At 43.1% G+C, this 14675-nt stretch carries 16 protein-coding genes; all 16 read left to right on the forward strand.

Features of this window, described 5'->3' with window-relative positions; genetic code table 11:
* Positions 1-13: 13 nt before the first annotated feature.
* The 16 genes from I2G69_RS03310 (at position 14) to I2G69_RS03385 (ending at position 14377) form a co-directional block, all read left to right on the forward strand.
* Complete coding sequence (locus I2G69_RS03310) at positions 14-178, forward strand: hypothetical protein (RefSeq protein WP_207740526.1); 165 nt, start codon at positions 14-16, stop codon at positions 176-178.
* Between the two features lie 7 nt (positions 179-185).
* Complete coding sequence (locus I2G69_RS03315; RefSeq protein ID WP_330610108.1) at positions 186-1127, forward strand: aldo/keto reductase; 942 nt, start codon at positions 186-188, stop codon at positions 1125-1127.
* 22 nt (positions 1128-1149) lie between these two features.
* A complete protein-coding gene (locus I2G69_RS03320) occupies positions 1150-1539 on the forward strand; it encodes a cyclophilin-like fold protein (RefSeq protein WP_191395782.1) in 390 nt (129 codons plus the stop codon).
* The gene (locus I2G69_RS03325) at positions 1506-2525 is read left to right on the forward strand and encodes an aldo/keto reductase (RefSeq protein WP_243254797.1); all 1020 of its coding nucleotides are present in this window, start codon (positions 1506-1508) and stop codon (positions 2523-2525) included. The genes I2G69_RS03320 and I2G69_RS03325 overlap by 34 nt, the downstream gene beginning before the upstream one ends.
* Before the next feature lie 193 nt (positions 2526-2718).
* Entirely contained in the window at positions 2719-3342 is a 624-nt protein-coding gene (locus I2G69_RS03330; RefSeq protein ID WP_191362976.1) for a sugar O-acetyltransferase, read from the forward strand.
* 24 nt (positions 3343-3366) lie between these two features.
* Positions 3367-3849: a flavodoxin gene (locus I2G69_RS03335; protein WP_195560205.1), complete on the forward strand. Its 483-nt coding sequence runs from the start codon at positions 3367-3369 to the stop codon at positions 3847-3849.
* A gap of 475 nt (positions 3850-4324) precedes the next feature.
* Positions 4325-7570, forward strand: coding sequence for a hypothetical protein (locus I2G69_RS03340; protein ID WP_195560206.1), 3246 nt, complete (start codon positions 4325-4327; stop codon positions 7568-7570).
* Positions 7571-7924: 354 nt separating this feature from the next.
* Complete coding sequence (locus I2G69_RS03345) at positions 7925-8194, forward strand: hypothetical protein (protein WP_195560207.1); 270 nt, start codon at positions 7925-7927, stop codon at positions 8192-8194.
* Position 8195: 1 nt separating this feature from the next.
* A complete protein-coding gene (locus I2G69_RS03350) occupies positions 8196-9806 on the forward strand; it encodes a DUF6329 domain-containing protein (RefSeq protein WP_191362970.1) in 1611 nt (536 codons plus the stop codon).
* A gap of 184 nt (positions 9807-9990) precedes the next feature.
* Positions 9991-10839 (forward strand): phosphoadenosine phosphosulfate reductase family protein, encoded by an 849-nt coding sequence (locus I2G69_RS03355; protein ID WP_442858880.1) that lies wholly within the window; start codon positions 9991-9993, stop codon positions 10837-10839.
* A gap of 89 nt (positions 10840-10928) precedes the next feature.
* Positions 10929-11624, forward strand: a complete 696-nt coding sequence (locus I2G69_RS03360; protein WP_191362636.1) for a hypothetical protein — start codon at positions 10929-10931, stop codon at positions 11622-11624.
* Entirely contained in the window at positions 11621-12055 is a 435-nt protein-coding gene (locus tag I2G69_RS03365; protein ID WP_191362637.1) for a DUF6329 domain-containing protein, read from the forward strand. Before I2G69_RS03360 ends, I2G69_RS03365 begins: the two co-directional genes overlap by 4 nt.
* A 96-nt stretch (positions 12056-12151) precedes the next feature.
* On the forward strand, positions 12152-12604 hold the full coding sequence (locus I2G69_RS03370) for an RNA polymerase sigma factor (RefSeq protein ID WP_191362638.1): 453 nt from the start codon (positions 12152-12154) through the stop codon (positions 12602-12604).
* A gap of 608 nt (positions 12605-13212) precedes the next feature.
* Entirely contained in the window at positions 13213-13611 is a 399-nt protein-coding gene (locus tag I2G69_RS03375) for a type II toxin-antitoxin system PemK/MazF family toxin (RefSeq protein WP_195560209.1), read from the forward strand.
* Position 13612: 1 nt separating this feature from the next.
* A complete protein-coding gene (locus I2G69_RS03380) occupies positions 13613-13951 on the forward strand; it encodes a recombinase family protein (protein WP_191362639.1) in 339 nt (112 codons plus the stop codon).
* A 33-nt stretch (positions 13952-13984) separates the two neighbouring features.
* Positions 13985-14377 carry a hypothetical protein gene (locus tag I2G69_RS03385; RefSeq protein ID WP_195560210.1) on the forward strand — a complete coding sequence of 131 codons (393 nt, stop codon included), beginning with the start codon at positions 13985-13987 and terminating at the stop codon, positions 14375-14377.
* The last annotated feature ends 298 nt before the right edge of the window (positions 14378-14675 follow it).

Consider the following 14675-nt stretch of genomic DNA (forward strand, 5'->3'; position numbering starts at 1 on the left):
CCAACATGTACCAGTGATTACACTGGAAGCAGCTCCGTCAAACAAAAGGCAGAAACAGCGGTTGGCGAAAGAGTTCATCAAAAGTGTTGCCAAGATCATGAAGATGCTGGAAGAGGCATTCTATGTTTTTCTGAAAGAAAACGCACTGATAATGTGGGCGCTGGCCGCAATTGGTTGAGCAATAAATGGTCTTCAGGAATGGGTGGGCAGGCAAACTGTTCCACCCATTCTCTGCTATTTCAGATAAAGGAGGATGTTCTAGTATGGGAACCGTTAAACTCAGCAACGGCGTGATAATGCCAATGGAAGGGTTTGGGGTCTTTCAAATTCCGGAGGAGGCCTGCGAACAGGCTGTGAAAGATGCGATTTCCATCGGGTACCGCCTGATTGACACAGCCAGTTCTTATCAAAACGAGGAAGCTGTGGGAAGGGCTATTCAAAGCTGCGGTATTCCCAGGGAAGAGCTGTTCATTACAACAAAAGCCTATATCCAGCAGATGGGCTATGAGAAAACCAAAGGAGCGTTTGAGGAATCATTGAACAAATTGGGCCTTACCTACTTGGATCTATATCTAGTTCATATGCCTTTCGGGGATTATTACGGTTCTTGGCGTGCCTTGGAAGAGTTGTATCAGGAGGGGAAAATTCGCGCCATTGGCGTTTGCAATTTTCTGCCAGACCGGTTGTTAGACCTATGCTACAATGCAAAAATACTGCCTCAGATCAACCAGATTGAACGTCATCCGCACTACCAACGGTCAGAGGAACTTTTTTTGATGAAGGGGCTCCAGGTGCAGCCTGAAGCTTGGGCTCCTTTTGCCGAGGGATTGAAGGGGATGTTTACTGAACCTGCATTGTTAGAGATTGCGCAAAAGCATGGAAAAACACCGGCACAAGTCATCCTGCGCTGGAACGTGCAACAGGGGGTCATTGTCATTCCCAAGTCCGTTCATAAGGAGCGTATGAAAGAAAATCTGGATATCTGGGATTTTATGCTGGACAGCGATGATATGGAAAAAATCGCTACACTTGATAAAGACTGTCCCTCGATGCTGGATACTCGGAAAATCAGCGAGGTCAAGCGGGTGTATGACTACTTGAATAACCCGGTGTTGACCAGTTTGTAATTTTATAAAGGAGAAATTCATCATGATGAACATCGAAGTAAATGGGAGAAATCTTCGGGTCAAGCTATACGAGAACAGTTCAGCAGAGGCTGTGAAAGAACTGCTGAAAAAAGGGCCTTTGACTATCCCAATGAAGGATTATGCAGGTATGGAGAAGTTTGGCAGCTTTGGAAGGCAGCTTCCCGCCAATGATGAACATATCACGACCGAGGCGGGCGATGTAATCTTATCCGAAGGCAACCTGTTAGTGATTTATTATGCGCCGAACACTTGGAAATTTACCCGGCTTGGTAAGGTGCAAAATTTGTCGGAGGCAGAACTGAGAAAAGCGTTGGGGAAGGGCAGTATCACTGCCACTTTAACTTTAAGTGACGAATCATGCCCTCCCCAGAAAGAAGTGCTACCATTATGAGAACTGCAACTTTAGGAAAAGAAAGCCCATTGACTGTTCGTGCAGTGGGGCTGGGCTGTATGGGAATGGTGTCGGCATATCCACCGATTCCTGAGAAAAAAGATATGATCCGGTTTGTACGTGAGGCATTTGAAAAGGGCGAAACCTTTTTCGATACAGCGGAGGTATATGGCCCATATACCAGCGAGGAAATTCTGGGAGAAGCTCTGCGCGAAGTTCGAGACCATGTGCAAATTGCAACTAAGTTTGGATTTGATATCAAAAACGGTGTCTCCGTTGGATTGGACAGCCGCCCGGAGACGATTCGGAAGGCAGTGGAGGGTTCTCTCCGCCGATTGAAAACCGACCATATTGATCTGCTTTATCAACACCGCGCTGACCCCAAAGTCCCGGTGGAGGTGGTAGTGGAAACAATTTCCCGTCTGATGGAAGAAGGAAAAGTTTTGCATTGGGGCATGAGTGAAGTTTCCATCCGCACCATTCGGAAGGCCCATACGATGCTGCCGCTCACAGCCATTCAAAATGAGTATTCTATATGGTATCGGGATGTGGAAACGGAATTGCTTTCCGTATTAGAAGAATTGGGGATTGGCCTTGTGTGCTTCTGTCCCTTGGGGCGTGGATATCTAACAGGCAATTTGAAGCAATCCAATTTTACATCGAAGGACGTCCGCATCGGGATGCCCCGGTTTTCCAGCGAGGCAGCATTGAAAGCGAATCAGGGATTGTTAACCCTATTACAGCAGCAGGCAGAAAAGAAAGGCTGTACCATGGCGCAACTAGCCTTGGCATGGATTCTTTCTCGGCGCCCTTGGATTGTTCCTATTCCTGGAACGACGAAGTTAAGCCGGCTGGAGGAAAACATCGGTGCCGCTAACGTAGAATTTGAACCGCAGGAATTGGATGAATTAAATTCAAAACTTGACCAAATCCAAATCTATGGGGAACGGTATAATGCACAGCAAGAAAGTTTGGTAGAACGATAAGCAAAGAAACTAAGGTTTAAAACAGGAATACAGGCTTGCTTTTGAGGAAGAAGGGATGTGTTCCTGTTTTTTGCTTTATCTATTCAAAAAAAATATTGATAAAGATAAACAATAAGTATTTTACATAGAATGGGATTCCGGCTATACTTATTCATAGAACGATAAAGGTGCAATCTGCAAAGGAGTCAACAGCATGACCGAGTTTAAAAAGAAACAAAATGGTGAAATTTACGACGCCCGGAATCTGGAACTGAGATCCCAGCAAAACCGAGCCAAAAATTTGGCGCGGAAGTTTAATGATCTTCCGGCTGAAGATATGGAAGGAAGGATTCAGACAATATCAGAATTATTCGGAAGCTGTGGCAAAAACGTCAGGGTGAACCAGCCAATTTATGTGGACTACGGATATAACATCCATTTGGGAAACAACAGCTTTATTAATATGAACTGCACAGTGCTGGATACGGCTCCAGTTGTCATTGGAGAATGTACATTGCTTGGCCCGGATGTGAAAATCTATACTGCGGTCCATGCCTTGAATGGAGCCGAGCGGTTTTGGAGAGAACCGGGTGGGGTAGCGGCAGTCAAGACACAAGCGCTACCGGTTCACATTGGCAGCTACACATGGATCGGCGGTGGAAGCGTTATTCTGCCGGGCGTCACGATTGGGGACAATGTAGTTGTCGGCGCCGGCAGCGTGGTAACGGAATCCATCCCGGACAATGCCATTGCCTGCGGAAATCCATGTAAGGTTAAAAAATGGAACCTACCTCTTAAACAATCTGTCAAACAAGACAGCAACACAGCTGCTCTTTAGTAGAATATGAAAGGAATGGTCGAAATGAAAAAAGTACTATCTCTTGTGTTATCCATAGTATGGCTGTTTTCTCTCGCCGCATGTAGCGGAGGAACTCCATCTTCCAGTGCAAATAAGAGTTCCCAATCGCCGGTTAGTTCTTCCCAACAAACTTCTGAGCCGTCTTCTGAACCTTCGGACATGCCAACTGAGCCAGCGCCATCTTCTGAGACGGCAGAACCTACAGATGAAGCCCCTGCTGGAGGCACTTTGGTGGCTTACTTTTCATGGTCCGGAAATACGGAGCAGATGGCCCAGATGATTCAGGCAGAGACAGGCGGCGATTTATTTGAAATCGAACCGGCCACCCCGTACACTGACGACTATAACACTCTTTTGGATGTTGCACAGGAGGAACAGGATAACGATGCCCGCCCAGAATTGGCCTCTCAGGTGGAAAATTGGGACAGTTATGATGTAGTATTTGTGGGATATCCTAAAATGGAGCAAGGTTTTCTTAGTGTATAGTGTGTATAGCGTTTTAAATATGAGGTAAAAAACTACGCTATACACAAATTAAAGAACATACTGTGTATAGCGATGATATAGATAAAGAGTGAAAGTCAACTCTAAATATGAAAAAGATATTGTTGGATGTGTTGCTATCCTCCGACAGAAAGAGATTTCCACTAGGATATTCAGATATCGGTGTAACGCTGAATACCTATATGTATCTGAGAGTAGAAGATGTTGCGGATGAATTGTAGCCAGCAAAGAAGGAAAAGTTCAAAGGAGAGAATCCTGTTTCTCAGAAAATATTCCGGGCAATTTAATATAGAAAGAACAAATTGGTGCTCCGCTAGAGTAGGGATATAAAGTACTTTAGTGGAGCTTTTTATGCGATTAGATAAAAGTATGTAGTGGAGATGTGATTTTCTTGTTATAATAAAACTTACAGAGTTTTTACTACGAAATTTAGTTTTTGTAGAGGACGGAGGCATATATGGCAAAGAGAAAAGTAGCTAGAAATTCATTGAAGGGCTATAATTATCAAAATTATATATTTACTCTTTTCTTGGCAAAGATGGATACAGAACGCCATATTATAAAAATTGAGTCAGAAGCGCTTGATACGAAACAGTTTGATGACATTTATATTGAAATGGATGATGGAATCGCTTATCGTATTCAGGCGAAAAATTATGCAGGGACTAAAAGTGATGATATTGTTATATCAGAACATATTGTAAAAATAAAAACAAATGAAAATCAGTACAATAGAGAGGATAATAATGTGATGATTATTAATACAGACCAGATTGTTACTGATACAAATTTTATGGGGTTACCTGCGATTAATAAAGATGGAATCATTATAATTCCGTTAACTGAAGAGCAAGTTACGGAATATTTGGATGATTATTATCAAACGGAAGAAAGAGAACTTCAGATAATTCAAAAGGGAATTGAGTTCACTTGTGCAGAAAAATTTACTGTGGGAATACTTGACCTTCCAGCGTTAATTACGTTATCAACAGATTTGCAGCATCAGACGATTGTTTTGCGCAAAGTGCCAGAATGTATCGAACCCGGTATTACATTTTATACAGGAAAGCCGGGAGTTGGGAAAAGCCATTTTGTAGATGAATTAAAAAATATTTTTCAAGATTCTATTGTGTATAGATTTTGGATTGGTCCACAGGATGAGCAACTGAGAAGAAGATTACAATTTGACAAATTTTTGACGGAGCTGGGACTATTAGTTTTTAAGACACCAAGGAGTTTCACTGTCGATGAACTTGTTACAAAAATGGTCAATGATGATCAGATTATCATTATTGATGGTTTGGATCATGTGGAGAATTATAATCTTTTGGAATTGAAAAAATATATAGATTTTATTAACAGATTAATAAATGCACAAGTACGAGTTGTAGTACTTTCTCGTCCTTTAAAAACAGAAGTAGAATGGAAGAAGACAGAATTACTTAACTGGAATTCTGATGAAACAAGGCTATATCTTGCAATGGCACATGATATAACAGACTACACAGTGCAGAAGCATATACTGAAAGTTGCTGAAGGTTATCCAATCATCACATATTTTTTAGCTGAACATTATAAGAAGAATGGAAAAATAAATTTAGATCAGCCGGTTGATAGTCTGAATCAGTACTATGATAATCTTCTGGAAAATGTAGACACAAAGTCATTATTGTGCATATTTGCAGCTAATAATAGCTTTTTTACATGGAATGAGCTTTCTGATTTTTTATCCGAAAGCGGTTTTTATGACGTGTTAAAAGAATTTGTTTTATCTCATCAATATTTATTTGAGATAGTAGAAAACAGAATTTCTCTTCTACATGATAGCTTAAATACATATTTGCGGGAATTGCTGCCTTCATTTAAGAAGCAACGGGATAATGTCTTGAATTTCGTAAAATCTAGTCTTGCAGATGGAAAGTTTGAATATATGGCAAGGCTTGCATCTTTTGATTTAGACGATGAGTTTTTAGATAGCCTCCTTGTAAAATACAGTGACTTTGAAACTTTCAAACATTTATTGGGTTCGACCTTAGACTATAATTCTATTACAAGTTTTTATAATCAATTGCAGCGAATATTAAAAACTCGAGAGAATTGTTTAGATATTTATCAATACTATTCTTTTTCCCTAATATATCAAGTAGCTACTCGAAATGATTTAATAGGGTGTGATGGATTAATTTATCAAATACTATATTATCTTCATGAGCACGATTCAATCGAGAACCAGATTTTTAGTTCAGGAATAATGTGGAATTTATACCTTGCCTGTAAACAGGAAGAAGATATAACCAAGAGATATATAAAATCTAAAAATTATAGTGAAGGCCAGTTTTATGAACTGATCCGGGCTGTAAATGATGAAATTACATTTTATGATCGGTTAGAAAAGAAAATATCATTTGAGGAAATTGAAGGAACATTACAAAATGCTGGGACTAATACTCAAGAGAAGGCAGATTTGCTTGAAGAATATTTGATTAGTACATGGATTCATGGAGATTCTAAGGAAGTGTTCCATGACTTGTTTTTAGAATATCTCAAAACAGAAGAAAAAACACTTTTCCGTACAGCTTTCAAAAAATATGGCTTAGATGATTTTGAGGCTGAGTTTGTCCCTCATCGAGCTAAAATTAGGCTTCATGAATTAGGATTCTTTGGAGATGAGAACTTATATCGTGGAATGACTTTGATGGAGAAAATAAAGGAATGCGCACCTGAGGGGTCATTTACAGTGGTTCCAGTCGCATTATCAGTAGTTCGTTTGGCAAATTATGAAAATAGAGAAATAGATATTTATTCTGTAAACTATGCTTGGACAATGTATGGACAGCGAAAAGATTACAGTGTTTATACTATAGAGGATGCCTTGATTATTTTTGAAGAAAAAGGGTTAATTGAAGAAACAGAATCTGTTGAACTGATTTGCAAATTGATGTCACAATCAGAAAAGGGGATTCGCCATTTGATTAGTTCGTATATTAACAAGAAAGGTCCGGAGTGTACAAAAAGATTAATACAGGCAGGATACTTTAGAGACAATTCCTTCAAGGCAGATATTTTTGATCTATTACCAGAAAATATTAATTGTTTTTCTAAGCAGTACCTGAAATCGAGAATCGATGATATGCTATATTTTAGTAGGTATTCCAAAACTGTTGAAGGAAGAGATATTTGCTATGTGTTGGAATCCAATTATTGTGATATGGTATTAGATGCTTTGAAATATTATGAATACAGTATATTTGGAAATATAGAAGATATAATTGCGCAAAAACTTATAGATCGAGGAATAAAATATTTTGATAAGAAGAAAAAAGAAGAAAAAGAGTATGTTCCATTTGATGGTGGATATATTCATGAGGAGGACATTGAATATATAAAAGAAAATGGTATATCAGCATTTGAAATAGCACGATATGCTGACGGATGGTATTCATGTCTTCCATTTCCTGAGATATATCAGCTATACGGAGAAGAAATGAAACAGGATTTCCTTTGTATACTCCATAAGTCTATGTTTGCCCGGGTTATTGACAAAGAGTATATTGGAAACTGGTCCATGCTACTTGGGAATATTCCACGATTTCTCGTGGCCTGTGGTATTGAGGTGGATTGGGCTAGGTTATTTGAAATATTCAGTCAGTTTATGGATGTGTCTTTGATATATTTACCTTGCCAAGGATGTGAATCAACTTAATAATATATCAAAGAGAGAATTAAGAATGATGCAAATAGGATGAAAGATATTGCTTTAGAGTGAATGGTGGACAATATAGAGTTTCTTGATAGTAATTATCCAGATGCGATACGGATAAATACAAATAAGTGTGATATTGACTATATTGTTGATGAGATAATTGAAATAATTGAGTCAAAAGAAAATTAAGTTTACTTAGAGCTGGAAATGATTTTCCCATATAAATACCAACAAGCGAACTTAAAGGCGACCGGTTATGTTCTTCGCAACAGCGAAAGCGTAGCCGGTCTTTTCTGTTCGAACAGATATCAATAGTTTAAAAACCGATGGTTCGAAAGAGTCAGGAGGAATCGAATGAAAAATGAAATTCAAGATAACCAGACGACAGAAACCATAAATTTCCCATATGGCTGGAATAAGGGAGATACTTGCATACTGATTACGAATAAAGCGAAAAAGAGCACTTGTGAATATATCATAGAAAGTTATGATGGAAAGTATTTTGGTGTCCGCAGCCATACAGGGTTATATCACAGAGTATCTCCATGGAGGATGTTCCGTACGCGGGAGGATGCGGTAGAATCGTTGACAAGCCAGAGGTATGGTGGGATGTCTCTTCAGTAGAATGGAAGAAATGACAGAAAAAATTCAAATAACCTCTGAAGAGGATGTTTTAGTATACGAAGATAGGGTAGAGAGGGTGAGGTGTGAAATGTTCCAGATGGTTCTAATAAACAGAGTAATGGAACGCAGAGAACTGGAGCTTCCGGCATCCGGCGATGAAATCCGGGAGGTTTATGATCAGCTGAAAGGGAAGAAAGGAGCCAGGAGGATTGAGATCGCGGAACTTAAGACCTCCATTCCTGAATTGAACGAATGTCTGCAGGGGAGCAATGTAAACCGGAGAACATTATCAGAGCTGGATTTTCTGGCACGGAGAGTGCAGCAGATGACGGAACGAGAGCGGGAAATATTTAAGACCGCGGCAGGATTTTCGAGGGAGCTATCCCTAGCATATCTGATTAACCTTTCCTATAACCTGGGTTGCTACTCTTTTTATTCGGATGTTTTCACAGAAGGGGAACTTGGGAAATACCTTGCCCAGAATGGATACGAAGGGATGTCAGATGGATGTGAAAGACCTGTGGAATGGATCGGGGAACAGTATCATCAGGCACATATGGGGAAGTTTACCAAACACGGTTATGTTGTAAAGAATGAGAAAGCAATAATCCCTTTGTATGATGGGAAAAATTTCCCGGATCTTTACGCTGTTTTGCCGGATTCGACCGGCTCCATGTTAGAACTGCATTTTTCAAGAGCTGGAAATGTGTATGGGTTACATCTTCCGGTGAAAGAATTGCAAATAAGCTGTCTGGAACATTTCCTTGGGGTAAATTGCCTGGATTCCTGGCCTTTTTATTATGCAAAAGAGAAGTTCCCAGGATTGAGAAAATACCTGCCATGCCGGATTACCATTCGGGAGTTAAATCGTTTTGTGGAAGCTGCTGCTCCATGGCTGGAGAAGGAGCCTCAAAAAGCAGACCTGATGTTCGCAGCTTTGGAAGCGGAAATGCCATTGGACATTCAACAGGCGATTCATATAGCAGAAAATCTGGATTCCTATCAATTCCTTCAAAGAATGGGCAAAGGTACCGTTAAGACTTCGCTGGGGATTTTGAAAAGTAAAAACCATGAGTTTCCTGCGCTCTCTGACGAACTTAGAACCATACGCTTATTTAGCCCTTTGTCTGCCCATTGCTATGGAAAATATCGATTCAATGGAAAAACAGAGTATGAAGAATGCCCGGTAAGATGGGATGGATACAGCCTGGTCAGTTATCAGGAAACAATCCGAAAGGCGCTCAACAAGGAATGCAAGTGGCTGGGAAAGAGCGGGTTAGCAGAATTTTTAAATAACGCGCTGTTAAAACGAAAAATAGCCTACATGATGCCGGGGGTAGAGGAATGGAATCGGAGACTTTGGGGCGTCCTGGAGGTGAAAAGCTATGGCGCATTGTCCGAAAGGGAATTGCAGGAGGTGATAGAAGAATGGAAAGGACAGTGCAGCGATGGCTTCGGGGAGGGCTTCAGCCAAAGAGAAATCCGGATCCAGGAAGGGATACTGTATGTCCATTTTTGCGGCAGCCTCTGGAACTTTGAGGTCCAGACAGAACAGCAGCTGAAGGGGAAGCTAGAAAAAAGCCAAGGGATACAATGGGGAAGTTTACAATAAGGGGGTGATTTTATTGGATAACGAGTAGACGGATCACGTGGTTGGATGACAGGGGAATGCCCCTGTATTTTTTTGCAAAAATTCAGAAAAAGGAGGCAGGGTTCCGGCCGGGAAAAGATATCTGACTCTATTTTGTGTGGATTTAGAGCAAAAGGCAATCGAAAGAATACAGATGGCTTCCGAGATGTCCCTGAGGATTTATGGAGAGCCACTGGTGATTACAGACAGCGGGGGTAAGGACAGCCTGGTCTACAGGGAAATTGCAAGACGGGCGGGAATCCCATATGAGGTGGTGCATAACCTGACCACAGCAGATGCGCCGGAAACCGTATATTATGTGCGGGATACCTTCAAGCGACTGGAAGAACAGGGAATCCGTTGCTGGTTTCATAAGCCAATATATAAAGGAAAACCAGTCACAATGTGGTCTTTAATTCCGCAAAAGAAATTTCCGCCCACACGACTGCAGCGATATTGCTGTCAGGTCCTGAAAGAGGAATCGTTAAAAGACCGGTTTATTACGACGGGTGTCCGATGGGCGGAGAGCCTGAAGCGGAAAAATAACCGTGGAATTTTTGAAAATTTTACTACGGACAAATCAAAGAAAATCATTCTGAACAATGATAATGATGAGAAACGGATGCTGTTTGAAGCATGTACCATAAAGGGGAAGCGAATCTGTAATCCAATCATTGACTGGCAGGACCGGGATGTGTGGGATTATATCCGTAGTGAGCGTTTGCCATTCAATCCTCTTTATGAGAACGGATTTTTTCGGGTAGGGTGCCTGGGATGTCCGATGGCGGGGAAACGCCGGTACCGGGAGTTCCGGCTTTATCCGACCTATAAACGGGCGTACTTTCGCGCCTTTGAAAAGATGCTGGAAATCATTCGAAAGGAACAGATCCCAACCGGCTGGAAAGATGCACAGGCAGTCTTTGACTGGTGGATGGAGGAAGAGACGCCAGAGGGCCAAATGCAGCTGTTTGATTTTGACAGTTGGAAAAAAGAGAATCCGGACATTTTAACATGAAAGACAGATAGCCAGTTTTATTCTTCGTATGCGGGGAATCTAACTGGCTTTTTATGTTTTACCAGGCAAATGGAAAGGGGGAATTCGATATGGCCATACGATTTATGAGTGGAACTCCAGATGAAGAACTGGAGATTATAATGCAGAGAGTGCCAGGTTTTCAGCCCCGCAGGAGCGGGATGATCGTAAGCAGATTGGGATATAACGCACGGGATTGTGACTGCAGCCTATGTGAATATGCAGATAAAAAGGAAAATGCCTGTAAAGTACTAGGAGGGCGTGTCTGCCTCCGTGAACGGATTGTAGCCGGATGTGTGCCCTTTTCTGAGCTGTTGGAACTTCTTATCGATGAGGTGGACGTGAAGCCATTTGTGGCCCGCGTGACGCGGCTGTCGGGAGAGATACCGCCCTTCTTTTTCCTTACCGGACATCGAGAGCGGTTTGACAGCCTATGGTGCAGGCATAGCCGTGTAGCAGATGAAGATGCGATGTGTGCGGCACTGTATCTTTTATCAGCAGACCGCTTCCTGTGGGGGAAGTCAGTCGCGGCAATTCAGCCGGATATTATCCGGTTTAAGGAGATCCAGATTCACGGTGTGGATTTGGGTGGTTATGTCCTCTTTCATACTGCCAAGGATCTCTACCGAGGGACCAAGCATATCAGCCTGTCGGAACTGACGGATCCGGAACTGGTCAGTGATGAAACGTTCCGTCTGGTTATTGCCTCATTTCTGATCCGCCGTCATGGGGCCGGCGTGTTAGAGGCAGAAGGGAGCTGCAGATGAGAAATAAAGAACAGCAGGCGGTATTTGAATTAAAGCTATTCCTGTCCTATGAATTTAAATGTTCTGGCTACCGCTGCAGTGAAACGATTTCTTTGCCTGCCACAGAAGAACAGTTGGAAGAGGTCCGGAAGTCTATGGAAGTAGATCAACTGGAACAGTGCCATATTATCAGCCTGGTTAGTATAAAACCAGATTTGGTGGATTATCTTCCGCAGAATCATGAACTGAAGGGACTCAATGCGTTTGCCAAAATACTGGTGGATCAGGATATGGTTTCATCCGAAGAAAAGATGGAAAAATTGATGGCTGCTTTGGAAGCAGAGATGCCGGATGACATGGAGGCTGCTTTGGAAATCGCAGGACATCTGGAACAGTATGAGATCCTGCCGGATCATCTTCAATCCCCAAAGGAGTATGCGGCATTTGTATAGCCGTTCTTTTTTGTTGCCCACAGCGGGATCTGCGGTGCCGCGGTCCGCCGCTTGTCCTTCGTTTTCGCGCAATTCGAGAATGAAGGAGGACAAGCTATGGCAAAGCCATACAGGCTTCCGGACTTTAAGAAGATATATCCGGAAGCCAGCGAGGAAGTCATCTCTGTATTAAAAATCACAGAAAGAAAAATGCAGTATCAGGAGTATGACCTAAAAGCAGAGCAGACCATTATAGATGAAGAAAAGCAGACAGTGACGGTTATTCCAAGCAGGGAAGATTCCTATGAAAGACTGAAAGAAGCAGCGGTACAATTTACGTCCCAAGTACCTGGACCGGAAGAACTGGTTATACGGAAACTTGAAGAGGAACAACTGCATAGAGCGGTTTCCTGTTTATCTGATGATGACCAGTATCTGATCCTCCAGCTCTATTTTGAGGAACGGACGGAGCGGTGGCTGGCGGCAGAACTGGGGTGTTCCCAGAATGCTGTCAACAAGCGGAGACAGCAGATTTTAAAGAAGCTACGTCGTATGCTAGAAAATTTTTAAAAAATTTGCTTCTTTGGGTTGTCAAATGTCTCTGCCAACGTGGAAGTAAGTGAGAGGACTCATTGCTCTCATCTGTTCCTTGAAAAATACCGCCACAGCGGTCATATCCGGAAACACAGATACCTTAGCTGTTCAGCCCCAAAGGGGGGAGCATCGCGGAGGATACGCCAAGACCACCTGCAGGTAGTCAGAGTACCTGTCAACAAGATCGCATCAAAGGTGCAGAGCGACGACTATCCATCCCAAAGCAGCCCTGGCCGGCTGCCTGCCATGACCTGAACAGCCTATAATGATACTTCCGTCCAGTCACAGCCCCGCAGGAAGCGGGATCACGCAATGAGGGCGGCTCGGAGAGATCCTCGGAGGGGAAAAATCCCATGACGGCCTGAAGCCAAGGCCGGTCTGTGTTTACTGCCCGTGGATGTACAACGTGCATCCGGCTCCGGGAAGTAGTGTCGAATAGGAGCCACGCGAAGCGAAGAACAAGTAAGTTTTTCATATTAGAAACTACAGCGGCAGGTGTCCATACATGGAAGCAGATATTTTGATACAGTCCAATGCCGCCTGCCGCTGTCCTTGTGATATGAAAACGGAAGGGAGGTTTTGATGTGGGAATTAAGAAAGGCGATATTTACTATGCGGATCTGACACCGGTTGTAGGTTCCGAGCAAGGCGGTGTGCGTCCTGTGCTGATCATTCAGAACAATATGGGCAATCAGTTCAGTCCTACCGTGATTGCGGCGGCAATCACCAGCCGTAAAGGAAAGCGTGCGCTCCCCACCCATATCCGGTTAGGGGATGAGCTGCAGGGACTGCATGGCAATTCCATGGTCCTGCTGGAGCAGATACGGACCATAGACCGAGCAAGGCTGAAAGAATACATAGGCCGGTTGAATGCCAATACCATGCATGAGATTGACCATGCCATTGCGGTCAGCTTCGGGCTTGATGGCATTCTGGGACAGCATTCGGTTTTCGGTGATGAAGCAGAGAAACAGGAGGGCTGAAATGGAGAAGGTGAAACAGGCGTGGATTTACTGTGCCATCGATGCACCGGAAGATACCCACGGTGTGCTGAAGGGACAGTTTCGGCAGCTTTGTGACTATGCGGAACAGATGGTGGTTGAAACGGCAGGAAGCTCCAGCGACTGCGGCGGCAGGCCGCTTCCGGAACGGCAGGGATTTCGCCATTTTATAGAGGCAGTTAAAGAAAGAAAAGCAAATATCCTGCTGGTTGTGAACCGGCATTCCTTGGCCCGTTCTTCTATGCAGCTGGCACAGCTGCAGGCTATGACAGAGTCTTTGAACGTGGAGATATGGTCGCCTCAGGAGGGCAGGATATTTTGAGACACGATCAGAAAAAGAAAAGAGGCTAAGGATATGACGCCAGAGTGCAGAAAAATGATTCATGACATTATGGATTCTGAAAGTATGGGCTATGCTTATGTATATCCCCTGGATGGCAGCCCCAGACAGGAATACCTGATTTCCCTGTCACCTGAGAATATGGCAAATTTTATCGGGAAACAGGGATATGAGGCAGAAAAAATCATAATTACAGATGTGCTGGACCGTCTGGTGGTAAATACCAGTATGGTCTTTCTGGACACTTGCCCAGATCAGGAACTGTGCAGGAAGATAATCGGTTATCTGGCCCCTATTCAGATGGGAGAAAAAGAAGCCGGGAACATCCTTGCAGTAGACCGGGATACTGCAGATGAGTACTTCTATGAGGAAGATCAGATGGTGACAATGGCAGAAATGGGGATGTGACAGATTCCTGAAATACGGAGGATATGGCATGGGATGGATATTGGGAATAATAGCTTTGTTGCTGGTGGCGGCAGGTTTTATTGGTCTGGCAGCGGTAGCGTTCCGTATCGCAGGGAGCTATCAGGCAGAGTGAAAGCCTTTGTTGGTAGTGCTTGCGTATAGGGAATGGGAACGGCGTTTTTTCGGTAGTCTTTGTGAATAGCTATACAGGCGGCTACACGGTATACTGTGTATAGCGTTAGAGGAAAGGAGGCGGAGCAGATGCGTAAATACGCAGTGGATACTTTGACAGATGGTA

Origin of the sequence: Anaeromassilibacillus sp. D41t1_190614_C2, assembly GCF_015558525.1 — a bacterium.
In the GTDB taxonomy this organism is placed as follows: Bacteria; Bacillota; Clostridia; order Oscillospirales; family Acutalibacteraceae; genus Anaeromassilibacillus; species Anaeromassilibacillus stercoravium.